This is a genomic window from Tumidithrix helvetica PCC 7403 (assembly GCF_965232925.1).
GTDB lineage: Bacteria > Cyanobacteriota > Cyanobacteriia > Pseudanabaenales > Pseudanabaenaceae > Tumidithrix > Tumidithrix helvetica.
This window is the reverse complement of sequence record NZ_CBDDRA010000027.1, coordinates 23357-46427: the sequence shown is the minus strand read 5'-3', so window position 1 is coordinate 46427 and position 23071 is coordinate 23357. Positions and strand designations below refer to the sequence as shown.

General features: G+C 43.7%; 22 protein-coding genes. 10 read left to right on the top strand and 12 right to left on the bottom strand.

What is annotated here, in order from left to right; all coding sequences use genetic code 11:
* The first annotated feature begins 368 nt into the window (after positions 1 to 368).
* Both ACP2WE_RS20660 and ACP2WE_RS20655 read left to right on the top strand, forming a co-directional pair.
* Positions 369 to 578, top strand: coding sequence for a Nif11-like leader peptide family natural product precursor (locus ACP2WE_RS20660; RefSeq protein ID WP_425217425.1), 210 nt, complete (start codon positions 369 to 371; stop codon positions 576 to 578).
* A gap of 21 nt (positions 579 to 599) precedes the next feature.
* Entirely contained in the window at positions 600 to 989 is a 390-nt protein-coding gene (locus ACP2WE_RS20655) for a tautomerase family protein (protein ID WP_425217424.1), read from the top strand.
* A gap of 132 nt (positions 990 to 1121) precedes the next feature.
* Here ACP2WE_RS20655 and carB read toward each other — a convergent pair whose 3' ends face one another.
* Complete coding sequence (carB, locus tag ACP2WE_RS20650) at positions 1122 to 4382, bottom strand: carbamoyl-phosphate synthase large subunit (RefSeq protein ID WP_425217423.1); 3261 nt, start codon at positions 4380 to 4382, stop codon at positions 1122 to 1124.
* Between the two features lie 247 nt (positions 4383 to 4629).
* Between carB and ACP2WE_RS20645 the strand changes: the two genes are divergently transcribed.
* Positions 4630 to 4842: a hypothetical protein gene (locus tag ACP2WE_RS20645; protein ID WP_425217422.1), complete on the top strand. Its 213-nt coding sequence runs from the start codon at positions 4630 to 4632 to the stop codon at positions 4840 to 4842.
* 401 nt (positions 4843 to 5243) lie between these two features.
* Here ACP2WE_RS20645 and ACP2WE_RS20640 read toward each other — a convergent pair whose 3' ends face one another.
* Complete coding sequence (locus ACP2WE_RS20640; protein WP_425217421.1) at positions 5244 to 6413, bottom strand: nuclease A inhibitor family protein; 1170 nt, start codon at positions 6411 to 6413, stop codon at positions 5244 to 5246.
* 240 nt (positions 6414 to 6653) lie between these two features.
* Here ACP2WE_RS20640 and ACP2WE_RS20635 point away from each other — a divergent pair, with 240 nt between their 5' ends.
* Together ACP2WE_RS20635 and ACP2WE_RS20630 are read left to right on the top strand one after the other, a co-directional pair.
* Positions 6654 to 6917, top strand: coding sequence for a type II toxin-antitoxin system Phd/YefM family antitoxin (locus ACP2WE_RS20635; protein WP_425217420.1), 264 nt, complete (start codon positions 6654 to 6656; stop codon positions 6915 to 6917).
* Positions 6901 to 7158 carry a Txe/YoeB family addiction module toxin gene (locus tag ACP2WE_RS20630; RefSeq protein WP_330485599.1) on the top strand — a complete coding sequence of 86 codons (258 nt, stop codon included), beginning with the start codon at positions 6901 to 6903 and terminating at the stop codon, positions 7156 to 7158. Before ACP2WE_RS20635 ends, ACP2WE_RS20630 begins: the two co-directional genes overlap by 17 nt.
* Positions 7159 to 7356: 198 nt before the next feature.
* Here ACP2WE_RS20630 and ACP2WE_RS20625 read toward each other — a convergent pair whose 3' ends face one another.
* Together ACP2WE_RS20625 and ACP2WE_RS20620 are read right to left on the bottom strand one after the other, a co-directional pair.
* Positions 7357 to 7950, bottom strand: a complete 594-nt coding sequence (locus tag ACP2WE_RS20625; RefSeq protein ID WP_425217447.1) for a Uma2 family endonuclease — start codon at positions 7948 to 7950, stop codon at positions 7357 to 7359.
* A 520-nt stretch (positions 7951 to 8470) separates the two neighbouring features.
* The gene (locus ACP2WE_RS20620) at positions 8471 to 8650 is read right to left on the bottom strand and encodes a (2Fe-2S)-binding protein (RefSeq protein WP_425217419.1); all 180 of its coding nucleotides are present in this window, start codon (positions 8648 to 8650) and stop codon (positions 8471 to 8473) included.
* A gap of 292 nt (positions 8651 to 8942) precedes the next feature.
* Here ACP2WE_RS20620 and bfr (ACP2WE_RS20615) point away from each other — a divergent pair, with 292 nt between their 5' ends.
* On the top strand, positions 8943 to 9407 hold the full coding sequence (gene bfr / locus ACP2WE_RS20615) for a bacterioferritin (RefSeq protein ID WP_425217418.1): 465 nt from the start codon (positions 8943 to 8945) through the stop codon (positions 9405 to 9407).
* A gap of 63 nt (positions 9408 to 9470) precedes the next feature.
* Complete coding sequence (gene bfr / locus ACP2WE_RS20610) at positions 9471 to 9938, top strand: bacterioferritin (protein WP_425217417.1); 468 nt, start codon at positions 9471 to 9473, stop codon at positions 9936 to 9938.
* Positions 9939 to 10146: 208 nt separating this feature from the next.
* Here the strand turns inward: bfr (ACP2WE_RS20610) and ACP2WE_RS20605 are convergent, their stop codons facing one another.
* The 5 genes from ACP2WE_RS20605 to ACP2WE_RS20585 form a co-directional block, all read right to left on the bottom strand.
* A complete protein-coding gene (locus ACP2WE_RS20605; RefSeq protein ID WP_425217416.1) occupies positions 10147 to 11274 on the bottom strand; it encodes a PepSY-associated TM helix domain-containing protein in 1128 nt (375 codons plus the stop codon).
* Complete coding sequence (locus tag ACP2WE_RS20600) at positions 11261 to 11815, bottom strand: PepSY domain-containing protein (RefSeq protein WP_425217415.1); 555 nt, start codon at positions 11813 to 11815, stop codon at positions 11261 to 11263. Before ACP2WE_RS20600 ends, ACP2WE_RS20605 begins: the two co-directional genes overlap by 14 nt.
* A 9-nt stretch (positions 11816 to 11824) precedes the next feature.
* Complete coding sequence (locus ACP2WE_RS20595) at positions 11825 to 12535, bottom strand: O-methyltransferase (RefSeq protein WP_425217414.1); 711 nt, start codon at positions 12533 to 12535, stop codon at positions 11825 to 11827.
* Between the two features lie 68 nt (positions 12536 to 12603).
* A complete protein-coding gene (locus ACP2WE_RS20590; protein WP_425217413.1) occupies positions 12604 to 13356 on the bottom strand; it encodes a hypothetical protein in 753 nt (250 codons plus the stop codon).
* Positions 13357 to 13389: 33 nt separating this feature from the next.
* Positions 13390 to 15990 (bottom strand): TonB-dependent siderophore receptor, encoded by a 2601-nt coding sequence (locus ACP2WE_RS20585; RefSeq protein ID WP_425217412.1) that lies wholly within the window; start codon positions 15988 to 15990, stop codon positions 13390 to 13392.
* 236 nt (positions 15991 to 16226) lie between these two features.
* On the opposite strand from ACP2WE_RS20585, the gene ACP2WE_RS20580 reads away from it, so the two are divergent.
* From ACP2WE_RS20580 to ACP2WE_RS20570, 3 genes are all read left to right on the top strand, one after another.
* Entirely contained in the window at positions 16227 to 16871 is a 645-nt protein-coding gene (locus tag ACP2WE_RS20580; protein ID WP_425217411.1) for a MotA/TolQ/ExbB proton channel family protein, read from the top strand.
* Positions 16864 to 17292, top strand: a complete 429-nt coding sequence (locus ACP2WE_RS20575; RefSeq protein ID WP_425217410.1) for an ExbD/TolR family protein — start codon at positions 16864 to 16866, stop codon at positions 17290 to 17292. The genes ACP2WE_RS20580 and ACP2WE_RS20575 overlap by 8 nt, the downstream gene beginning before the upstream one ends.
* 113 nt (positions 17293 to 17405) lie before the next feature.
* Positions 17406 to 18626 (top strand): energy transducer TonB family protein, encoded by a 1221-nt coding sequence (locus ACP2WE_RS20570; RefSeq protein WP_425217409.1) that lies wholly within the window; start codon positions 17406 to 17408, stop codon positions 18624 to 18626.
* A 100-nt stretch (positions 18627 to 18726) separates the two neighbouring features.
* Here ACP2WE_RS20570 and ACP2WE_RS20565 read toward each other — a convergent pair whose 3' ends face one another.
* The 3 genes from ACP2WE_RS20565 to ACP2WE_RS20555 form a co-directional block, all read right to left on the bottom strand.
* Complete coding sequence (locus tag ACP2WE_RS20565) at positions 18727 to 18849, bottom strand: CHAT domain-containing protein (RefSeq protein ID WP_425217408.1); 123 nt, start codon at positions 18847 to 18849, stop codon at positions 18727 to 18729.
* Between the two features lie 161 nt (positions 18850 to 19010).
* Complete coding sequence (locus tag ACP2WE_RS20560; RefSeq protein WP_425217407.1) at positions 19011 to 20786, bottom strand: glycoside hydrolase family 9 protein; 1776 nt, start codon at positions 20784 to 20786, stop codon at positions 19011 to 19013.
* Positions 20758 to 23067 (bottom strand): glycoside hydrolase family 2 protein, encoded by a 2310-nt coding sequence (locus ACP2WE_RS20555; protein WP_425217406.1) that lies wholly within the window; start codon positions 23065 to 23067, stop codon positions 20758 to 20760. The genes ACP2WE_RS20560 and ACP2WE_RS20555 overlap by 29 nt, the downstream gene beginning before the upstream one ends.
* Positions 23068 to 23071 lie beyond the last annotated feature (4 nt).

The window sequence follows — 23071 nt, the reverse complement described above, 5'->3', positions numbered from 1 at the left end:
CTGTTTTCGCGCCCAAAGACACCTAACAGCCTAAATTCAAGGCTTTTCAGGACGCGATCGCCGAACGACAACAAGATTTAGCCTAGTGGTTCCAGAACAGGTAGGGGCAATTCATGAATTGCCCCTACCTGTTGCATGCATAGAAAAGAAGCTCTCACAAAGAGTTTAAGATGGCTATATCTAAGCAAATTCGCTTACAATTTTGAGTCAGTCAGCTAGCTTTAGCGCTAATTTTGGGGATAGGCGGATTTCAGATTCTTAGGTCTCCCCTTGAGATTTTCTTAAGCTTAGACGCAAATACGATTTAACTTGTTAGCCTAGTGCCATAATCCTATTTATAAAAATTTGCTTAAAGTGGAGTGAAAACGATGGCTAAAGAGCAGGTGGCAAAATTATATCGAGCGGTTCAAGCCGATCCTGAGCTTAAAGAAAAGCTGAATGCAGCTCCAGATCTAGAGCGCTTTGTTGCAATGGCACAGCAAGCAGGTTATGACTTTACCGTCGAAGAATGGAAAGAAATGACAAATTTTAGTGTGGAAGAATTAGAAGGCGAATTATCTGAAATTCCTGGACTTTAATTGCATTTCATCCCATGAGCTATGGCACAAGTAAAAATTTTTGGATTGCGATCGCATCTAGACCCCATCAAAAAACAGCTTTCCGATCTAATTCATGCCTGTGTCGTGGAGGCTTTACACTATCCAGCCGACAAACGCGCCCATCGATTTTTTACCCTTGCTGCGGAGGATTTTTTCTATCCACAGGGACGCAGCGATCGCTACACAATTCTCGAATTCAGCATGTTTGAGGGGCGCAGTGTAGAAGCAAAAAAACAACTGATGCGGCTCCTATTTATCCATTGTCAGCAAGAGTTGGGGATTTTACCCCAAGACCTAGAGATTACCATTTTTGAAACACCCAAACACAACTGGGGATTTCGCGGACTCCCAGGTGACGAGCATACCTTGAACTACAAGGTAGAAGTATAGAAGTACCAAGTACGTAGGGGCAATTCATGAATTGCCCCTACGTCTCCATGCAGAGGAAAGCATCTCTCATAGATCGTTTGCGATCGCTATACTTACAGGAGCTTTGAGAGAGAGCTAAAAAGAGGGGAGCGACTAGTTACTATAGTCCTGTAAAGCCCTCACGGTCAGCGTGTCATTTTGCAAGGAACGAATCGCTGCGATCGCCGCTTTTGCCCCAGCAAGGGTCGTAATCACAGGGATTTTATAGGCAAGCGCACTGCGACGAATTAACTTACCATCCACCTTCGCCTCCTCACCACTGGGGGAATTAATAATTAACTGAATCTGGCTATTTTTAATCGCATCTCCCACATGAGGGCGACCTTCGTGTACTTTGAGAATTAGTTTGCACTCGATGTCACTGCGACGCAGAATTTTATAGGTTCCCTCGGTGGCGATTACCTTAAAGCCAAGCTCGATAAAGCCTTCGGCAACGGAAGTGATGCCTGTTTTATCGCGATCGTTAACTGAGATAAACACCGTTCCTGTCAGCGGTAGCTTCTCACCTGCGGCGATTTGAGCTTTGGCAAAGGCACGTCCAAATTCCAAGTCGATGCCCATGACTTCACCCGTGGAACGCATCTCAGGGCCTAAAATCGTGTCAGTACCCGCAAATTTTGCAAATGGTAAAACCGCTTCCTTAATTGAAATATGTTTGGGAATTACTTCCTTCGTAAATCCCAATTCTGCAAGCGTTGCACCAGCCATGATTTGGGAGGCATAGCTGACCAGAGGTACGCTCGTTGCCTTACTGACATAGGGAACTGTCCGCGAAGCGCGAGGATTTGCCTCTAAAATGAATACTTTTTCCTGTTTGGAATTGTTGATATTCACCTGCACGGCGTACTGGATATTCATCAAGCCAATTACCTTCAGTCGTTTTGCCAGCTTGACCGTCCATTCGCGAATGGTGGTCAGAACCTGCTCAGACAGAGAGAAAGTGGGAATCGAGCAGGCGGAGTCACCCGAGTGAATGCCTGCTTCTTCGATATGTTCCATAATGCCGCCGATGACGACATTACCTGAAGCATCCGCGATCGCATCGACATCCACCTCGATCGCTCCTTCGAGGAACTGATCGATCAAAATGGGATGCTCTGGTTCGATCAAGATTGCTTTGGACATGTAGCTTTCCAGTTCGTGATCGGAGTAGACCACTTCCATGCCACGTCCACCGAGAACATAGCTAGGACGCACGACCACAGGATATCCAACTCTTTTAGCAACCACGAGCGCCTCTTCGTAGGAACGCGCCAAGCCATTATTAGGCTGTAAAATCCCCAATTCCTGACAAATTGCCTCAAATCTCTCCCGATCTTCGGCAGCGTCAATGGAATCTGGCGAAGTTCCCCAAATTTTGGTCTGCACGGTAGATGCATCGCTGTTGAGGTATTTCTGTATGGGCACTGCCAACTTCAGCGGCGTTTGTCCGCCAAATTGAATGATTACACCTTCAGGATTTTCGGCTTCGATGATGTTCAGTACATCCTCGCGGGTGAGCGGCTCAAAGTAAAGGCGATCGCTGGTATCGTAATCGGTGGAAACCGTCTCAGGGTTGGAGTTGACCATGATCGTCTCAAAGCCCTGCGCCCTTAATGCATAGCTGGTGTGACAACAACAGTAGTCAAATTCGATGCCTTGACCGATGCGGTTGGGGCCACCACCGAGAATCATCACCTTGCGGCGCGTCGAAGGCAAGATTTCGGACTCTCGATCGTAGGTGGAGTAGTGATAGGGTGTGAGGGCTTCAAACTCAGCCGCACAGGTATCCACAGTCTTGTAAACGGGAATAATGCCTAAGGACTTGCGATAGGTTCGCACTTCATCCTCAGTCGAGTCTGTGAGGTAGGCAAGTTGACGATCGCTAAAGCCCAGTTGCTTAATTTCGCGCATTTCTGTCTGCTGAATTGCGCTGAGCTTGCGCCCCTTGACCGCCAGTTCCACATCGACGATTTCGCGCATTTTTTGCAAAAACCAAGGATCGATATGGGTGAGATCGGCGATCGCCTTCACTGACAAGCCAGACAAAAAGCCGTGGCGTACTGAAAAAATTCGATCGGGGTTAGGTGTGCGTAGGCTTGATTTGATATGTTCTAGGGTCGGCATTTCTTCGTCGCGATCGGCACCAAAGCCAAACCGTCCGACTTCCAGCGATCGCAGGGCTTTTTGAAATGACTCTTGAAAGGTACGACCGATCGACATCGCTTCGCCCACCGACTTCATTTGGGTGGTCAGGGTAGGCTCAGAGCCGGGGAATTTCTCAAAGGCAAACCGAGGAATTTTGGTGACCACATAGTCAATGGTCGGCTCAAAACTGGCTGGGGTCTTTTTGGTGATGTCATTGGGAATTTCATCGAGCGTATAGCCCACGGCTAATTTGGCGGCAAATTTCGCGATCGGAAATCCCGTAGCTTTAGAGGCTAGTGCCGAACTGCGGGAAACGCGGGGATTCATCTCAATTACGACCACGTCACCATTTTCGGGATTAATCGCAAATTGAATATTCGAGCCGCCCGTCTCTACGCCAATTTCGCGAATGATCTTGATCGAATAGTCCCGCAAGCGTTGATATTCTTTATCTGTCAGGGTTTGGGCGGGTGCAACCGTAATCGAGTCACCCGTGTGAATGCCCATGGGATCGATGTTTTCAATGCTGCAAATAATTACGACATTATCGGCAAGATCGCGCATTACCTCTAGCTCGTACTCTTTCCAGCCAATCAATGATTGCTCGATTAAAATTTGCGAATTGGGACTAGCCTCTAAACCCGAGTCGGCAATGAACTCAAATTCTTCTTGGTTGTAGGCAATGCCCCCACCTGTACCACCCATCGTAAAGGCAGGACGAATGATTAAGGGGTAGCTACCAATCTGATGGGCAATGTCTCTGGCTTCTGCCATGGTGTTCGCCAGTCCAGAAGGGCAAACCGCGACGCCGATCCGTGCCATTGCCTCTTTAAATAATTTGCGATCTTCTGCCATTTCGATCGCGGGTAACTTAGCACCAATCAACTCGACGCCATATTTTTCTAGGACTCCCATTTTGGCGAGGGCGACGGCGGTGTTGAGGGCAGTTTGTCCGCCCATTGTCGGCAAAATTGCGTCAGGGCGCTCTTTTTCAATGATCTGAGCCACAATTTCGGGGGTGATTGGCTCAATATAGGTGCGATCGGCGGTGGCGGGGTCAGTCATGATTGTGGCGGGGTTGGAGTTAACCAAAATCACGTAGTAACCCTCGTCACGCAAAACTTTACAGGCTTGAGTGCCAGAATAATCAAACTCACAGGCTTGTCCAATCACAATCGGACCAGCCCCAATCAGCAAAATCTTGTGTATGTCGTTACGGCGGGGCATAAAATCTCGTTATATTGGGGTAACTCGCACTTCATTTTATAGCCTCATCGCGATTGTGCAATATGTAGCCCTTGATGCAAATAGCATAGTTATTGGTTTTCATGAAAATTCACAACTAATTTGTTGATGGGTAATGTTGATTTAAGATATGTGTCGGGGCACAAATTGGTATTAAGTCGTTAAACTTAGAATTGAACGAGAGCCTTGAAGTATTAGTAAAATAAGGAAACGCAAGAAATGGTGTTTTATGTCAAATCTTGAACTATTGGCTCAGGTTGGGCAGTTATCGCGTGCTGAAAAGTTTCAAATGGTACAGTTTTTAATGGCTGAATTAGCAAAAGAAGAAGGGCTGAAGCCATTAGATAACATTGCCGCTTATCGTCTTTGGTCGCCCTATGATTATGGTGATGCTGCTCAGAAATTGATGAGCTTATTAGAACCAGAAAATGCTCAATCCTAAAAGATTTCCTTTTATTGAACGAAGGAACCAAAGAGGAGAAGCAAATGTTTTTCCCTGTGTACCAATCGCTTTAAGCTAACACGATCGCGCTTTAGAAGTTTTTGGTCTATTGGATACGGGGTCGAGCCTAAATGTCTTGCCCTATAATTTTGGTCTAGATTTAGGAGCGGTTTGGGAGGAGCAAAAGCTTTCAATATGTTTTGCTGCTGTTAGGCGATAAAACTGGAAGTTGTCATATCTTTGACCCTGCTGACGGTTACAGACTTATCAAAAACTGCGGTAATTATAAAGAAACCCAGAGTTGGCTGTTAGAAGATGAATACGAACCACTCGAAGGAAGACTCGCAGGTGTTGAGATTCATGGAAGTGCATCGTAATCATTAGCTAAAAAAGATGGATGCTTATGTCCATATCGCAACTGTACGAACACCAACCCAATCACCATTTGAGGTTTGCCCAACATCGTAAAGGTAGTAAACAGACATGCATCCAACCACATATTCCCGTAGATTACTCAGATTATTGACTAGGAAATCATCTATCGGTTTTAACTTTATATAATGACTGGCTTCTTTGGGATTTCCTTCATAATGCTCCGCTTCTTTACTAAATTTTTGAAATGGGCAAGTGCGAACAAATCCTACAGCCTCTAACAATGAAGTCAATACGAACTCTTTGTTCGCAGATGCTGACATAACAAAGTTTTCAACTGGGTGATTCGGTTCGTAGTACTGACGTGTTAAGATTTTCACGCCCAAGAGCTTTTCTTTGATTTCGGCAGCTAGTAAATGCGTTACTTTGTTTGCCTGTTGCCTTTTAAGCGTATCAATTTGCAATAACTTATCGATGCGATCCTCTTTTGACAACTCTTCTCGCAAGTTATATGACCAATCCATACGGGTATAGGACTGTGGGACTGTACTACCAAATTGATTCTGTTTTAATATAAAATCAGGAACAGAAATGTCACTACTTCTAAGTAGGCTTTCTAGATCGAATCTTATATAGAAATCTGCTTTAGCCTGTAACGAGATATTATCCCAGATTTGGAATGGGATTTTCTCGGATTTCCATCTTGAATGTTCCCAAAATCCTTTTTCTTTTTTTAAATCAGAGTCAAAAGGAGAAATATTCTTCCTGAGTCGTGCATTGAAATCTGCGTCAACTTCTGGAGCAACACCGATCCATTCACCGTCTGATGTTTCTGCCAAAATCAGTGGGAATGACTCAAATTTGTCTTCGGGAGCATCGTACTTTTCTGCGATGTAAATTTCTAAAGACTTACAACGCGATCGCAGAAAGTCAATAAATTCTATCTGCTTGCGGTCTTCCGCTTGCATCTCCTCAGACAGTTCACCCTCTTGGAACTTAAGATTCTGTGGAAATACATCATCAATCTCACCCCGCTGAAGATACTCTTCTGATTGCAAGAGCTTATCTGGAGTTAGCTCACCGTTTTGTGACACTTCCCATACAAATGTCTCAATTGGATATTCATTCTCAGTTCTATAAACCAAACCTTCAGAGATTTGCTGCAATTCTTCCAGTAATCGCGCTGTAGTTTCTATCATAATTATCTTTGTAACAATCTGAATTTTATACTAAATCTTTCAGTAAAGTAGCGATCGCGCGATCGGAATTTATCACTGCTCTTGCCGCTTGAGTTTTGATAATTGCTAGCCGTTGTCTCAATAATGCGATCGCGAAGTTGAGAAATTGATAGGCATCGTGGGTTGTTTAGGCTGAATTAAGAACGATCGCATGACAATGGATAAAAATGGTACAATTAGTTGTACGAGTTTAAGTATTCAATGAAAATTATTAATGCTAGCGAAGCGAGAGCTAATTTTTTTAGTCTGGTCGAACAAGTTAATAAAGATCACTTGCCAAGATTTATCACTAGTCGGCAAGGAGATGCAGTGCTACTCTCTAAAGCAGATTGGGAAAGCATTCAAGAAACTCTTTATCTACAATCTATTCCCAATTTAGTGGAATCCATTAGAAGTGCTGAACAAGCAGGCGATTGGGTTTCTGAGAAGGAATTTATGGGAGCATTGAATGAACTGGAAGATTGAGTTTAGTCGCAATGTTCTTAAAGATGCCAAAAAGCTCAAGGCAGCTAACTTAGAATCTAATCTCAAATGTTTATTGGAAACTGTAAAAAATAATCCTTATGAACCTCCCTATGAAAAACTTTCAGGTAACTTAAAAGGCTATTTCTCTAGACGAATCAATATCAAGCATCGTCTAGTTTATTCGGTTAATGATGAGACTAAAACCATTAGGGTTGTCTCCGTTTGGTCTCATTATGAATAGAAAGACGAAATCGGCACTCAATCCCCCAGCAAAGCAGCGATCGCGCGATCGGAGTAACTAAACAGCATCAACCAAATCAATCTTAATGCGCTTACCTACTGCTCTTGCTGCCTTATCTAAAGTCCGTAGAGTCACAGGTTCATACTCAGGATTAAGCAATCGATATTGCACGAAATAGTTTATGCGATCGCGAATCAATTAAGCAAAAATCTGGGCAATGGGGCAAGAGAATTCTGGAAGCAAAGGCGAAGTTAGGGTGTCGTTGGCAAATAGCGTAACTGCTAATTTTAGGATTCCATTTTCGCGACGATAGATTTGAATTTGTGGCGATCGCCAATCGGCAATCCAATATTCCAAAACTCCACGGGATGAATAGAGTTTAAGCTTTAATTCGCGATCGCGTTTTTCATTTTCAGTTCCTGCCGATAGCACCTCGATCGCAAGATCGGGCGCACCTCGCAAATGTCCAGCTCGATCTAGCAAAATCTCATACTTCTCTTTGCTCACCCACACCACATCAGGAATTACATCATCGCTATCGCCAAAAATTACACCTGCGCCCATGGCTGTTGCCCCTAATTTTGTAGCGATCGACCAAGCATCTAGGGCTGAAAAAAATCGACCGCAGGTGGTTTGATGTTTCCAGTGAGGCGCTCTGGTCACGTAAAGCTCTCCATCAATAATTTCATAGCGTTTTCCGTCCTCAGGTAGCAGTTCTAGATCGGCACTCGTCCAACCTAGAGGATTTGCTGTGGGAGTAGATGAAGTGTCTGGGGCGATCGCTTGACTCATGACAATTACCTCTTCAATCATTTAATTTTACACTTAACCTCCCAGTAAAGTAGCGAGCGCGCGATCGGAGTACCTAAATAGCACAACCAGATCGATCTTAATGAGCTTACCCACTTCTCTTTTTAACAATCGCTAGCTGTTGCCACAATAACGCGATCGCGAGATCGTACAGCAAATCAGCTTCAAAAGTACTACAGTCAGAAGCCTAATACCAATTTAATTGGTGCAAGCAACAGATAAGAAATGTAAGACACTGTAGTTCTTAACGATATGCTAGATCTGTTACCCTCTGTCTTTAAATTGGTATAAAAACCAATGTGGAGCCACACCCTGTAAGCCAGCCTTGCAGTGAATATGCTCGAAAACTGCTGTAATTAGCTGGCTCTGTCTACAGAAATTTAATGAGTTCCAATTCCTCTAATTCCTCCAACAAGGCATGGTAACAATTGGGGAACATCATCTAACAGTTCACAAAAAAGTAATATCCATTCCTTGTTGATACCAACGTTGCCTATAAACCCTACACTTTTCCAGATTTACCAGAACACTGGTTCAAAACCTGATGGGCGTGTTCGGTACAACAGCCACACTGCTTACCCAATAGCGTTAATTCCGATAGCATTGCGATCGAGGAAGCCCCTTTGCTCGCAGCTTTTTGGATATCCTTTTCTGTTATCGCATGGCAAATACAAACGTACATCTGAGCTAAAGCTCCTTTTAAAGAAAGTATGTAATGTAAAGATAATTACAGCTTGTTGCAATTAATTATCATTATTGCCTGCGTCAGCTAAATTAGTCAAGTCAATAACTTAAAATTTGGAACAATTTTGCGTCATTGTATCGGTCAGAAAAACTGTCATGAGTTAATGATTTTACTTGGGACAAAAGCCTTACTTAATAAGTATGACATTTTGGATATTTTGAACTTTGAACCAATTAGTCAAGTTATGATCGACAAACGAATTTCACCGACTAGGCTAGGATAGACCGTTATGCAAGGAAATCTGGACGTAAAAAGTCAGTTAAACGAAGCTCTAAAGGCGCAACTGACTGCAATTAACCAATATTTTCTCCATGCCCGAATGTGCAAAAACTGGGGGCTAAATCAACTTAACGATCGCGAATATCGTTATTCGATCAAGGCGATGAAGCAAGCCGATGAACTGATTGAGCGCGTGCTTTTCTTAGAAGGGCTGCCCAATTTACAAAGTTTAGGCAGTTTGCGAATCGGCGAAGATGTACCTGAACTGCTGCAGAGCGATCGCACGCTATGTACAGAAATTCTGAATGGACTGCGATCGGCGGTAGTAACTAGTGAGACCCAGCAAGATTATGTAAGCCGCGATTTGTTTACCAAACTAATAGAAGAGACTGAGGAGCAAATCGATTGGCTAGAGTCCCAACTTTGGTTGATCGAAAATTCAGGCTTGCCCAATTTCTTGCAGTCGATGGTTTAGTTTTTGAGAACTAATTGCAATTGTGAGCTATAAATTTCTTTAGAAAAGATAAGTGAGAGAATTATGAAAGGCAGTGAGAAAGTTTTACAACAGTTGTCTAAGTTGTTGCGTGGTGAGTTAGCAGCGCGAGATCAATACTTCACACACTCACGCATCTATGCTGACTGGGGATTGAACAAATTATACGAACGCATTAATCATGAAATGGCAGATGAAACTCAACACGCTAGTTGGTTAATCGAGCGAATTCTGTTTTTGGAGGGTACACCCGATCTATCACAGCAAGATGGGCTCAAGATTGGAAAAACCGTTCCAGAAATGCTGAAGAATGATTTGGACGTTGAGTATAAGGTGGTTGGCGATCTTAAGGAGGCGATCGCGGTGTGTGAGAGCGAACAAGATTACCAGAGTCGCGATATTTTGCTCAAAATCCTTATCGATACAGAACAGGATCATGCTTATTGGCTGGAGAAACAGCTAAGGCTAATCGATCGACTCGGCTTACCTAACTATTTACAATCGCAAACGTAGGATCGTCAAATAGTTAGTCATCCCAAATTCTCATTGACTCGCTCTATAGATGTTTTTGGGATGTTAAACACGATAAACAGATCCATACTTTTAATGATGGGTATTTTCAGGGATGCCGAAGACCACTAAGCCTAAAAACATTGCCCATCAAACATTTCGGGTTTTTAAGTCAAAGTAGCTCCCTGAAACATCTATTGAACCCAATGATTTAGAGATTAATTTCTGTGTCTTGATTTTGGGTTTGCGCGATTTCCAAATCCCTCAATTCTTTCTTGACGGCTCTATCCCACTTTCGCGCTGCCATCATTTTTACTCCTGTGATAAATAACAACAGAGGCACAACTCCCACAAACATATAGAGCACGCGAGAAGGAAGTCCCGCGATCGTGCCAAAATGAAGGTTGGCAATTACGATGAGGACACTAAAAAGAGCGTTGGGCTTAACTACTTTATTGGCTAGTAATACCTCACCACTGTAGCGATCGAGTTCCACTGTGCTCAGATCAAATCTTCCTGTTTCTTGTTCTGGGAAATGTTTGGTAACGATGAATTTTCGAGGCTGATTAGGATCGAAGGATACAGCCATTATTTGTCCTCCAGGGAGTGCAGTATCAGCTTTTTGCAATAATTGATTGAGGGCAATGGGGGGCTGATTAGGGGGGGGAGATTGTGTGTCTCCATTACCCAAAACTAAAGTTGGGAAAAGATGCAGCAATACAATGATCGCACCTGTTATGGAGAGAATTGCTAAAAAGATTTGAGAAATTGTTCCTAATACTTGATGCAGATCGAAGCTAAGGATTGATAAAGGTGCATTCCAGCGAATCTTAAAGCCCGATCTCAATTTCCGCCAACCTGTCCAAAGGATTACGCCTGTGATTGACATCAGAAGTAAAGCAATCCCCACCACAATGAGAATAATTTGACCAGTATTACCTAAAAAAAGCTCATGATGGAGCGTATACAGAAATCCTGTTAAGGAATATTCCCAAACTCTTTCTCCTAAAACCGCACCTGTATAAGGATTGACAAAAGTTTCAAGTCGATGTCCATTCTTGTCAGTCATGGTGACAGTATAAGTTCCATCAGATTGTTTAGGAAAGCGCACATATTGAACGGGAAGTTCGGGATGGGCTTTCTGGGCAGGGGCAAGAATGTCATCGAACGGAACACTAACCGATTGAATGGCAACAGTATGCAGTGACTGGTTAATGGCATGATCTAACTCTTCATGAAAAACAATACCAGTTCCTGTTAAACTGACAATGAGGAATAACAATCCCATCAGTAGTCCGATAGAACCATGTAGCGATCGGACTAAATTACGAACTTTCATCTTTTACCTCCTCTGAAGTTTTCTTAGACAAAAACGGATAGATAAATAGATAAACACCGCTCACAGCGAGTGTTGCCATAAAAAATAAAAAGGACATTTCGATCGAATCGTGAATGAAGGGGGAAATCCATCCTAGCAAGCCGCGATTCTCCAGAAAATCAACACTATTAAAGCCATACTTTAGTAATTTGCCGCTACGAGCATCGATGTATCCCTCAAACAGTTTCTTTTGGTTTTCTAATCGATAAACTCCTAGAGATGGGACATAGGCAATTTCATCAATATCTTTGATTGTGTCAACGCCTTCTAGATGTAAATCAATAAAAATTTGAGAAGCCTGTTCTAGGGAGAGCAATGGCAAGGTATTTGCCAGAGATAATTGAGTAGGTGGCTTACCATCAACTATCGGTAATCCAAAACTAAAAATCGGTGGAAGGGCAATAATTTCAATCAGGTAGATTGCTATAACTAAGGCAAAATAAAGCCCAACCCATCGATGAATTGTGCGCGACCATCTTGAGAAGAATTGTTTAAACTTCATGATTTCTCCTTAATTAGGGATGGAAGTGTTGTCGATCTTGACAGAAAATTCCGTTCCACCTTTCAAATTAATCGTAGAAGAACAATATCCATTTTGAGAGTTTTGCAAAAAATCAACGTATGGCTTGAGCGCTTCCTTAAAGGTATTAACATTATCAGAAACTACAATTCCTCCGATACGGATTAGAGGATTGAGTAATTTGAGAATATCAAGCGCTAGGTTTGCCCAACCATCTATTAAAACCATATCAATAGGTCGATCGAGCGTCTTGAGAGTTTCTAAGGCATCACCTTCACGGATTTCTACATAGTTTTCTAGTCCTGCTTCAGCGATATTTTTGCGAGCTTGGGCAACTTTCTCAGGCACAATTTCTGTACCAATGACCAGACTACCTCCGTTATCTCTCACAGCCGCCGCTAGATAAATAGTAGAAATGCCAAATGAAGTGCCATATTCAACAATGGTTTTAGCGTTGAGCGATCGCGCTAACAAATACATAAATTCTCCTTGATCGGGTTCAATGGGAATATATTTGTCACGATAGAAATCCGTTTTTGTCCGATCCCACTGAATACCCTTGCCTAAGAACAATCGCGGTAGTTGCGGCAAATAGTGAAGAATCAAGGAGCCAGTTTGTCGATCTGCTTCTTTGTGAAGTCGATTTAAAACAGTTTCGATTTGGCGATCGTTAATGGGACTGTGCTTAAATAATTGATTCACTGCTTTGTTTAAGGTTATCACTAATTCTTTTGGTGATATTCAGCGCGAAACGCTGAATATCCTAAACTCTATTTCAAAGTAAATACGCCAAAATCTTTGACAACATCACCTAGTTCCAACTTGTCCACACCTTCAACGATCGCTACTAAATCGCCATCAGCAGTAGCAATTTGCAGGTTGCTTTCCTTAGGGATCAATTTATATTGACTTAGCTCTCCAGCCAAAATGATGACATCTTTAGACTTCGTGAAATTTTGAATGCGGGCATAGTCAGCATCACCTTTACCGACATAAAATGGTTCGGATTTAGGGTTAACTGGGGTAATAAAACTACCTAAAAGGAACTCATTCCCGCCGCCACCCTTATTACCAATTAGAACATCTACTTCTCCTTTCCCTAAACTCTCAGGACGCAAAGGGAAAGGTACTTTTTTGTCTTTAACAACCTCAAGTCCTACACCGACAAAGTGAGCGTGCTTTCCATAGCCCAAGCCTTGCACCGTATCATTGCCACTTGTGCCAGTATAAAATGTTTCATAGTCCTCCCCATCAGGCTTTTTAGTAGTTTTCCCAACTGTGGTGTAATGTTCTAGTCCAGATTTATACTTACCCTGTTTAATCAAGTCAGCAACATCAGGATTGCCTATTAGATACACTGCTTCATTGAAGTATGCCGCCTCATTTTGGACGGATGGAGCAGTTTTTGGAGCGACTGAAGGAGTAGTCGCAGGTGTAATTGCGACTGGTGGAGTTTCTATTTGACAAGCAGTGGTGGCGATCGCCAGACTGAATGCGATCGTCGATATTGAAGGGTTTTTCATGTTACTTAGTGCAAATAATTTGGAATTGATTGCTTAAAACTGTACGGAAACAGAACCAACTACCGTAAATGGATCCCCAAAGTTGTTGCTTGCACCTCTAGTTCCAAAAGCACTTTCGATATACTTGATATCACCAATGTTTTTGAAGTTAAGTGCAAATCGCCAGTTGTCACGTTTATAGAAAATTGCCGCATCGGCTGTAAAGTAGCTACCAAGGGAAAAGCTGTTTGCTAGATCTCCTTGGCGATCGCCAACATATTTAAAGCCCAGACCAAAACCTAGCCCTTGCAAATCTCCACTTTGAATCTCATAGGTTGTCCATAAACTGGCACTATGGTCTGGCACTCCAAACAACTTCTTGCCTACGTTGCTAGGATCGGTATCCGCAGTAACTTCGCCATTAATATAGGCATAGGAAGCTATGATCCTCCATCCAGGCAATAGTTCACCTGAGACATCGAACTCTAACCCGCGACTGCGTTGTTCTCCAGAGGCGATCGAAAAGAGAGGGAAGTTAGGATCGGTAACTGCGACATTTTGCTTAGTAATGTCAAAGTATGCCAGTGTGGCAAAAAGTTTTTTATCGAGCAAATCCGCTTTGAGTCCAAATTCGTATCCTCTACCTCGTTGCGGCTCCAAAGGCGTGCCTGAAACTGTCGTTGCTGTATTAGGCGTAAAAGATTGAGAATAGCTACCATACAGCGATAGCGTGTCAGTGATTTGATATAAAAGTCCCAGCCGAGGCGTGAAGGCACTCGCATTGAGGTTGGTTTCACCAGGATCTGTTGATGAGCCAGGAATGTTCGTAGTCTTCTGAGAAAGTGTATCGTAACGGATACCTGCAAGTAGTTTCAAATTCTGGAGAATGGAAATTTGATCTTGTAGATAGAAGCCCCAGCTATTACCCGTTGTGGTACTACCGCCAAAGGCTGGCAATGTATTTTCATTGGGCTTTGTCAATCCATAGGTTGGATTAAAAAGATCGAGAAATCTAGGGGTAAAGTCTACGGCTGATACAATGCGGCTATCTCTGTAAACATAGTCTATACCCGCAAGCAACGTATGTTTGACATCACCCGTAGCAAATTCACCAGTTACATTGGTTTGAAAAGTGTAATCTTTGTTTTGGGATTCTTGAGAAGCAAGAACGCGAAATACATTGCCAGTTGCTTCGATAAAAGCCAATGGCAGAGCCACTACGCCAAAGTCATAGTTATAGGATGTATAGCGAAAAGCATTACGCAGTTTCCAATTGGGATCGAAGCGATGTTCGAGGGTATAGCCAAGATTTACGGTTGTATTTGTAACTGTGTCGCTGGGTTCGGTAATAATGCGATCGCGTGGTATATCAGCAACTCCTTTACCTACAGCAGGAATACCAAAGGTGGCCGGACGGGTGCTATTTGCATATTCAAACCCAATATTTAGATCGGTCTGGTCGTTAATTTTCCAAGCGATCGTCGGTGCAATGTAGTACTTTTGATCGGGCTGAGTATAGTTCTGAAAAGCATTGAAATTCTGGAATAAACCATTGACTCGATAAAGCACCTTGCCATCGTCACTCAAAGTTCCCGAAATATCGAATCGAGGACGAATGAAGCCTCGACTTCCTGCTTGCAGTTCCACCTCATAAAATGGCGTTGCTAAAGGCTTTTTGGAAACTAAGTTAATCAATCCACCTGGCTCGATCGCCCCATACAAAATTGAGGCTGGGCCTTTGAGAACTTCGATTCGCTCCAAATTAGCAACTTCAAAACTTGGTTGAGATCCACCTTCTCCAGAGGAGCCAAATCTTCTAAACCCATCCAGCAAAACTGGCGATCCAGTAAACCCGCGAATACTAAAAGTATTTCCGCTTCGTCCTTGCACATCTCCGCCAAATGTAACCCCACTGACATTTCCAACAGCATCTTTAACTTGAGTAATCTGTCGATCGCGAATAATATCCTGCGGAATCACTTGTACGGAAAAAGGTGTTTCTAGAATGGGGGTATTAGTGCCTGTAACAGAGGAGGCATTGGGAACGCGATAGCCTCTGTTTTGCTGCTCACCAGTGACCACAATATCTTCCTCATCGCCTGTTGCAAGGAAAGGAGTCGCACTAAGAGTTAAGCCATTTGCCCCCACTGTTACCTTTACGTCAGGTAATCCATCCATACCCGCAATGCTAATCCGCACGTAGATAGGTGTGACTTGCGTGACCGAAATAGCAGCGATCCCCTTAACTGGATTTGTCGCACGATATTCTGATGCATCAGGTAAAGCTAGCGTAGCATTTGGGATATCGTAGACAATCGTGCTTTTAGAGTTTTGCGTCACAGGTTGGGGGATAGAGCCTGAAGGAGACTCTAAGAGAATCTCAACACCTTTATTTGTTGTATTTACCTTCACCCCTGTAATTTTGACAGAGGCAGTTTGCGCCAATAAATCTTGGGCTGTAGTTGACGAATTTTTTAGATCTTGTACAGAAACAGGCTTAGACTGTTGCGACCTACTACTAATTTTACTTTGAGACTTATTTGCAACTTGTGTTTGTGCTTGGACATCAGCAGGTAAACCAATCAATAATGTACTGACAGCAAACCATACAGGAAAATCTAAATTGGAAACTAGCGAACGCTGAAAAAAAATCATAAATCTTCACAAAAACTACAAAACTTACCCCTAAATAGCTATGTGGATTAAAAGCTACATAAAATTAATGACACCAATTACTATTTAGATTAAATAATTTAGCAATAAACCTATAATTAATGCAAGTCATTTGCAATAATCTCTTGCGATGTTGTAGAATTTTTTAAATTTGTTTTGCTGCCTATTTAGCGAAACTACATCCAAAAACCCATCCATGAAATTACAACTTACGCTCAATGTCTAAACTCTTTGACACCCTTGTTGCGGGTGGAATTACGATTATTCCGCTAATCCTTTGTTCATTTTTGGTGGTTTCTTTAGCGATCGAGCGCTCTATTTTTTGGTCGCGAGTCAGAAAACAACAAAAGCGAATCGTCAGGACAGCACTGCAAATTTATCAAGAAGATCCCACTCAAGCTGAAGATTTTCTACAAAAACATACCGTTTTACCGATCGCCCGCATTTATTTAGAAGCGCTATCAATCCCCAACGCCACACCCACCGAGTTCTCTCTGGCGCTTGATGCCAGAATGCAAGCCGAAATGCCCAGCCTCAAGCGTTTTAACAATATTTTTGAAATTATTGTAGGCTTAGCTCCATTACTCGGATTAATTGGAACCGTAATTGGTTTGATTACTTCTTTTGGTTCGCTCACCCTAGGCGACGTGGGCGGCTCTAAGTCCCTCAATGTCACAGGTGGTATTAGTGAAGCCCTAATTTGTACTGCGACTGGGTTGATTGTAGCGGTGATTGGATTGATTGCTGCAAGTGTGTTCCGATCGCTCTATGCCCAACAAGTTGCCTATTTTGATGAATGCTGTACGCAATTGGAACTGCAACATTTGCGATCGCACCGACAAAAGGTAAATGCTCATGTCTAGAAGAACTCGCCGTCGCCACGACGAAGATCTGTTGGATCACCCGCTTGAAATTAAGAACGTTGTTCCACTTCTGGATGTTCTCTTTGCTTTACTCACATTTTTTGTACTTTCCTCTTTATTTCTCAACCGCACGGAGGGGTTGCCAGTAGACCTGCCGAAAGCTCAATCTGGAGCGCAGCAAACAACAGCAGCAAGAGCCACGGTCAGCGTAAATGAGAAAGCTGAAGTGTTTTTAAACAAGCAAAAGATCGAGATTCATGAGGTTAGCGATCGCGTTAAGCAATTATTAGAACCCAATCAAGATTTGATCGTAGTTCTGAATGCCGATCGCAGCGTAAAGCATGGGGATATCGTCCAAATCATGGATCGATTACGACAGATTCCCCGCGTCAAAATGGCGATCGCCACCAAAAGCAGTTAGTTCTAGCTTCAAGTGTTGCACGCTAAACATAGCTAAAACGTAGAACTCAAATTCCTATTCAACGTAAATTTTATTGCAATTGGTGTTAAGAAGACTGATGAGGAAGACAATCAATGAAGATATTTGAAAATAGTTCTGACTTGGAAAACATTCAACAAACTACTCGACAAAAAACAGAAAACCGAACCTTAGTAAGTATTCTATTTATTAGCTTTATAGGCTCAGCATGCCTTCATGTAGCAGCAATGGTTGCACCAGTTCCATCTCTTTGGAAATCAGTTTCTAAAGAAAAAGATGACACCATAGAGGTCGTAGTAGAGAACCCCGACAAAGCTCCTGTACTTGAAGAGAAAGCCCCAGAAATTGTCAAGGAGCCCGAGCAAATCCCACAAGATATGTCGATAGAAGTTGCACCCGCCGCGATCGCACTTGCCCCAGAAATCACAACAACATTCCCAGAAGGAAAAGATGCCCCCGCACCAGACAATCTCAAGCCGTTAGCGACCACAGGTGCGAGCGACACAAAAATCCAGTCTGGGGGTGGTTCTATAATAAATAAAGATGGAACAGGTTCGGGGTTTGGAAATGCAAAGAACCCTACAGGTTTTGTCTTTGGTGGCAAACCATTTGGAAATCCGAATGGCAAAAAAGATGGTGTGCAAATGGGTGTTTTGAACGGGAAAATCCATGGTACGGGCGTAAATTCTACCCCGCCCCCATCGCCACCTATCACCAATACACCCCTGAAACTAGAGTGTTTGAGTTGTCCAAAGCCACAATATCGAGGTAAGGAGGGAACCCCCAGAGTCACCTATGATATCGATCCCGATGGTAAGGTCACCAATATTAGGCTACGTCAATCTAGTGGAGATGCTCAAACAGATCGCGAAACCATGGAAGCGATGAGCAGATGGCAGTTTAATCCAAAAACTGTCCCAGAGGGTGGACGCACAGATGTCAAAGTTCGCGTTACCTTTGAGGAAAATGGCTCGCAATTTCAGCAACGAAATAATGAGGAACGCCGCCGTCGAGAAGTAGAACAACAGCAACAGCAAAATGTGTTAGATCGGGAACGCCAACGGCTGGAAGCTGAGCCACCTAAATCTTCACCCGTGAATATTAAGCCTGCGATAGAGGTAAAAATTCCAGAGCCACCGTCTGCGACTTCTATTCCTGTTGAAGCGATCGCGCCGCCCCCTGCCCCATCTGTAACTGAACCTATGACACGTCCCGAACCAGCAGTATTACCACCCCCACCCCCAGTAGAACCAGTGTTACCACCACCCCCTGCACCAATACAATCCCAGACCACAAAAAAATACAAGCGATCTTAGTCCGACATTATTCATGAGAACAAAAAGAGTATAAAAATCACGCAAAAAGAAAGAAGTGTTTAATAAAGAACAGGAGTTCTAACAGAAAAAATGCATCGTACTACAACCCATTCCCAATCAAAACAAACGCTGACCAATAGTAGGGATGATTAAAATTAACTTCTCCCTGTTTGATCGGTCTACGAATCATATTCAACTGTGCTTCTCGCAGAGCCGATGACATGCCTACATTTCCCTTGTTTATCCAAAACCAAGAAAAAATTTTCACAATTTAACATAGCTTACCTGCGATCGCGATCGCAACGTAGAGACGATAAAGAAACGTGACTAACCTACTGCACTTTTCTCTTTGGGCAAGCTCTTGGTTGAATATCAGTCTCAAAGTTAAGTGGGCATAAAGGATAATACTTCCCCCATCAGTACAACTAGAGAAGCATTGTAGTCGATCGCATATTCATTGGTGGCATAGGAACGCTCGTCATCAATGTAGCTCCATAAACCGCGTTCTTTGGGTGCAATGCCATCCTGGGCGCCACGATTGGGCCCACCCACGACTAGACCAGGGATATAGATCGCAGTGGCACGGGCAAAGAGATGATTGGTTTTGCGAACTGGATTCGTCCCTATACCCGTAACAAAGGTTTGATTAAAAGGGTTGCGCCCGAATAGATAATCGAGTTGTGCGATCGCGGCATTTCGGAAAGCAGGGTTTTGGGTCAATTGATAGGCATAGGCAAGGGTGATTCCTTCCTCGGCTGCCATTTTGTTGGAGCCCCAGATTAAGCGATGGTTGGCAAGGCGATAGCCACTGCTATTCACTTTTTGTAGCAATCCCTCGGCACGGTGCAAAATCTTGCGTTTGATTTTGTCTTTAATATCGGGAGAAATGAATGCTTTCTCCTGCTCTAGAATGCTTGTCAATGCTAGGGGTGACGGATCTTTCCATTCAAACAGCGTATAGGCAAAACCATCAACATGCTCAGTGAAGTATTGCTGGAATTTAGTTCCTTCTGTTGTAATCCATAACTCTGCGGCAGCCCATAGACGATCGTCAGTATCAGTCAGTAGGCTGGCTTCGTTATCGATGTCGGAATAGAGATAACCTCCCGAGCCGCTATCATCACCATCAACCTTATCAATCTGCATTACTGGCTGGGTTTCTAGATATTGCCAAGCGAACTTAGCAGCGGCTAAATAAATTGCTGCCCTCTCTTTTTGAAAAGGCAAATACACTCGTGCCGCGATCGCCATGGTTGCAGAAAACTTAGCCGTTTCGGGGGTGGAGACCCCGTAAATAAAGCGTGATTGCGTATCTTTGTCTGGAGCTAAGCCAATCGGCCAGTTTTTCCCTGAGAGTTTCCGATAAACCGCTCCATCTGCTCGTTGCATGGTAAGCAACCAGTCTAAACCCACTTGCATTTCATCGAGCAGATCGGGAACGCGATTGCCACTTTCAGGAATCTGCAATTGACCGTCACTGAATAGGTTGGGATGCTTTTCGTAGAGATGGAGCAGTCTGCCAATGGTAATGGTTGCCGTCGCCACATACTTTCCATAGTCGCCCGCATCATGCCATCCCCCCAAGGATTGCAGTTGCGTACCTTCTTTATGCTGGGAATCGCTATGGGCTAAGGCAGCATCTTTAAGATGACAGGGCGGATGAGAAATACCCGTGACAGGATCGGCGATCGCGACGCCACAACGTTGGAGGTAATAGGAACGCAATAGCACTGCCAGAGGTTTCTCATAGACTTGCTTGCCAATGGGGAAAGGAACGGATTTCAAGTCCCCTATCCGCAGAATGTACTCTCCCTCGCGATCGAAATTGCTAAAATCGACAGCTTGCAACACTTCGTTACTGAGTTTATCGCGAACTCCTATAGCAGCAGGAACTGCCAAAAGCACTTTCTGAGTGGTGACCTCGACCAACTCAACAGTTTGAGCATCGTTTCCTTTAAAATTTGCCAGTAAAGCAACTTTTGTCTGTTTGGGAAGATAACCCACCTGATTTACCAAAATTTTAGGGCGATCGCGATCGTAAGAACTTGCATCTAACGGTCTATAAACATTCCACTGGATATAGACAAGTAGGAAGGCAAGTCCCAAACAAGCTACAAATAGCGCAGCAAATTTACGAAGACGAAGGAGATTTTTTCTCACGGGGCTTTACCACAAATGCAAAGGAGTTCTGTCCTAAAAGATTATCGTCGCGATCGAGAATTTTTACAACAATTTCGTGTTTGCCAAGTTGTTTGGGTTGGTATTTGACTGTTTGGACGAGAGAGCCACTGTTAGGCGAAACATCTACCTCTGTTTCGCTGCTTTGCTGCTGTTGCCATTGCAGGAAGCCGTGACGTGCGATCGCATAGCTGATTTTGGCATTGGGAAAATGTTGCCATAGGTCATTGATAATCCATAAATCCAGATTGATTGTCTCACCTAGTTTCCATTCCTCCTGTACCCAAGCAATGCTAGGCAGTACGGGCTGATAGGCTATTTTTAGGGCTTCATAGCCAGGTTTGGGATTGCGCCAGTAATCGACAATGCCCCAATTAAGTGAGGGCCAATCTTCCACAAACATAAATTGAAAAATCGAAGTGACTGGGCGAAACCGCTGCCGCCGCAAAGCCTCTGCGGTGAATTGGATCGATCGCGCCTGATTTTTTTGCGTATTCTCTACAAATTCCTGAGGATTCTTTCCCATCGACACCTTTGCCAATTCGAACATCTCATGACGCTGGAAGTTATGGTATTCCCATTTTTTCCATGTAGGTTCAGAATTAGGGAACAGCTCGGTTTCCGTAAATATCCGCCGCAAAGAAGTCAGATTGGGCAAGGCTTGAGCGCCAAATTCAGTAATCATGGGTTCATGAACAGGTTTGGCATAGTCTAACCAAGAGCCAAAGTACCAGCCTAGCCAAGGATGTTCCCGCGTTGAAGAAAATGGATGTAAATAGCGGGTTGAATCGATATGCTTAACACTGTCATACATCGCCGCATTTAGCGATCGGTTTTGGTTGGGGTTGTAGTTACGGTATTTATATTTCATCCAATCGGCATCCCAAGGAGGTTCGTTTTGCAAGCACCAAGCGACAATCGCGGGATGGTTGTATAGCAAGCGCACCATATCTTTGGCTTGCCTAGTTGCCTCAGTCCGAAACTCCAGCGATTCTTCGTATCCCCATTGCAAAGGAAAGTCTTGCCAGATCAAGAAACCCATCTCATCGCTGAGGCGATGGAATTCCCTTCCTGTAATATGGGCGTGGACGCGAATCGCATTAATGTTACTGCGTTTCATCAGGGCAAGGTCAAAACTATATTTCTCAGGCGTCATTTCGCTGAGCCACTGCGTGGCAATATAGTTCGTTCCTCTGAGGAAAATCGGTTTGCCATTCAGCTTCCAAGTTTTTGTCTTGGGTTCTAATTGAATCGAACGAAACCCAAACACGACTTCTTTGCGATCGAGCAAATGTCCTGACTGAGAGACTTCAATCTGCAATTTATAGAGGTTAGGATCGCCATGTTCCCAACTCCACCAAAGTTTGGGATTGTCTTGGGCAATCGATAGTTGGATGCGATCGCAAGTTTCCTTGAGTTGTTTGGTTACTGTTAGCGTCTTACTCGAGGCATCTGAGAAATTATGGGGAATCAGTTGCGCCTTGATTTCTACAGATTCGGAAATCGCTTGAGGATGGGTAAGCTCAAGGTCGATATGGGCGATCGCTTCATTCCGATCCAGTTCTAATTCTGGAGTTACTAGGACATCGGAGATCGCGACCTTTTCGGAAACCTGTAAGTAAACAGGAGCCCAAATCCCGCCTGTATTTTTTTCTTGGGCTCTATCCGTCCAAGCCCCCCCAGGTCTGGTGTCGTGATGGCTAAAAATTCCTTTAATCAGCCGTTTGTGTAGCGACCAGTCTGGTTTGCTTTCATCCTCTTTGGGACTATTGACGCGCACGAGCAAAGTATTCTCACTGTCCAATTTCAACTGTTGCGACACCCAAAACCAAAATGGCTGAAAATATCCTTCATGAAATCCCAAATATTCGCCATTGAGCCAGACGTCGGCAGCATAGTCTACGCCTTCAAATACGAGTCTGACGAGCTTGTTGTTTAATTGCGGCTTGCCGTGAAAGCGATAGCGATACCAGACAGCACCGCTCAAATCTTGCCCTTGCAAATACCAGTTTGACGGAACCTTAATTTTTTGCCAGTCATAGCGATCTAGATCGTTGGGAAAAGATCGAGTCGGCTTCAGCACAAGCTGCAAATCAGCTCGATCGCGGAGTTCTGGGGCAAATTCCCACATACCAGACAAGGGGATCGTGGATGGAAGATGGGTAGAAGTGACTTCTGCGGATGACTGAAAGATCGCAATTAGGCTGGCGATCGCGATCGCCAAAACAACAACTATGCATTGCCTATAGAGCTTTGTTCTCATACAG

Bases quoted from the DNA above. Each gene is read 5' to 3' on its own strand.
- bfr (WP_425217418.1), top strand. From the start codon at position 8,943: ATGCAAGGAAATCTGGACGTAAAAAGTCAGTTAAACGAAGCTCTAAAG.
- ACP2WE_RS20570 (WP_425217409.1), top strand. From the start codon at position 17,406: ATGAAGATATTTGAAAATAGTTCTGACTTGGAAAACATTCAACAAACT.
- bfr (WP_425217417.1), top strand. From the start codon at position 9,471: ATGAAAGGCAGTGAGAAAGTTTTACAACAGTTGTCTAAGTTGTTGCGT.
- ACP2WE_RS20620 (WP_425217419.1), bottom strand. From the start codon at position 8,650: ATGTACGTTTGTATTTGCCATGCGATAACAGAAAAGGATATCCAAAAA.
- ACP2WE_RS20645 (WP_425217422.1), top strand. From the start codon at position 4,630: ATGTCAAATCTTGAACTATTGGCTCAGGTTGGGCAGTTATCGCGTGCT.
- ACP2WE_RS20590 (WP_425217413.1), bottom strand. From the start codon at position 13,356: ATGAAAAACCCTTCAATATCGACGATCGCATTCAGTCTGGCGATCGCC.
- ACP2WE_RS20585 (WP_425217412.1), bottom strand. From the start codon at position 15,990: ATGATTTTTTTTCAGCGTTCGCTAGTTTCCAATTTAGATTTTCCTGTA.
- carB (WP_425217423.1), bottom strand. From the start codon at position 4,382: ATGCCCCGCCGTAACGACATACACAAGATTTTGCTGATTGGGGCTGGT.
- ACP2WE_RS20605 (WP_425217416.1), bottom strand. From the start codon at position 11,274: ATGAAAGTTCGTAATTTAGTCCGATCGCTACATGGTTCTATCGGACTA.
- ACP2WE_RS20660 (WP_425217425.1), top strand. From the start codon at position 369: ATGGCTAAAGAGCAGGTGGCAAAATTATATCGAGCGGTTCAAGCCGAT.
- ACP2WE_RS20655 (WP_425217424.1), top strand. From the start codon at position 600: ATGGCACAAGTAAAAATTTTTGGATTGCGATCGCATCTAGACCCCATC.
- ACP2WE_RS20635 (WP_425217420.1), top strand. From the start codon at position 6,654: ATGAAAATTATTAATGCTAGCGAAGCGAGAGCTAATTTTTTTAGTCTG.
- ACP2WE_RS20575 (WP_425217410.1), top strand. From the start codon at position 16,864: ATGTCTAGAAGAACTCGCCGTCGCCACGACGAAGATCTGTTGGATCAC.
- ACP2WE_RS20625 (WP_425217447.1), bottom strand. From the start codon at position 7,950: ATGAGTCAAGCGATCGCCCCAGACACTTCATCTACTCCCACAGCAAAT.
- ACP2WE_RS20580 (WP_425217411.1), top strand. From the start codon at position 16,227: ATGTCTAAACTCTTTGACACCCTTGTTGCGGGTGGAATTACGATTATT.
- ACP2WE_RS20600 (WP_425217415.1), bottom strand. From the start codon at position 11,815: ATGAAGTTTAAACAATTCTTCTCAAGATGGTCGCGCACAATTCATCGA.
- ACP2WE_RS20630 (WP_330485599.1), top strand. From the start codon at position 6,901: ATGAACTGGAAGATTGAGTTTAGTCGCAATGTTCTTAAAGATGCCAAA.
- ACP2WE_RS20640 (WP_425217421.1), bottom strand. From the start codon at position 6,413: ATGATAGAAACTACAGCGCGATTACTGGAAGAATTGCAGCAAATCTCT.
- ACP2WE_RS20555 (WP_425217406.1), bottom strand. From the start codon at position 23,067: ATGAGAACAAAGCTCTATAGGCAATGCATAGTTGTTGTTTTGGCGATC.
- ACP2WE_RS20565 (WP_425217408.1), bottom strand. From the start codon at position 18,849: ATGTCATCGGCTCTGCGAGAAGCACAGTTGAATATGATTCGTAGACCG.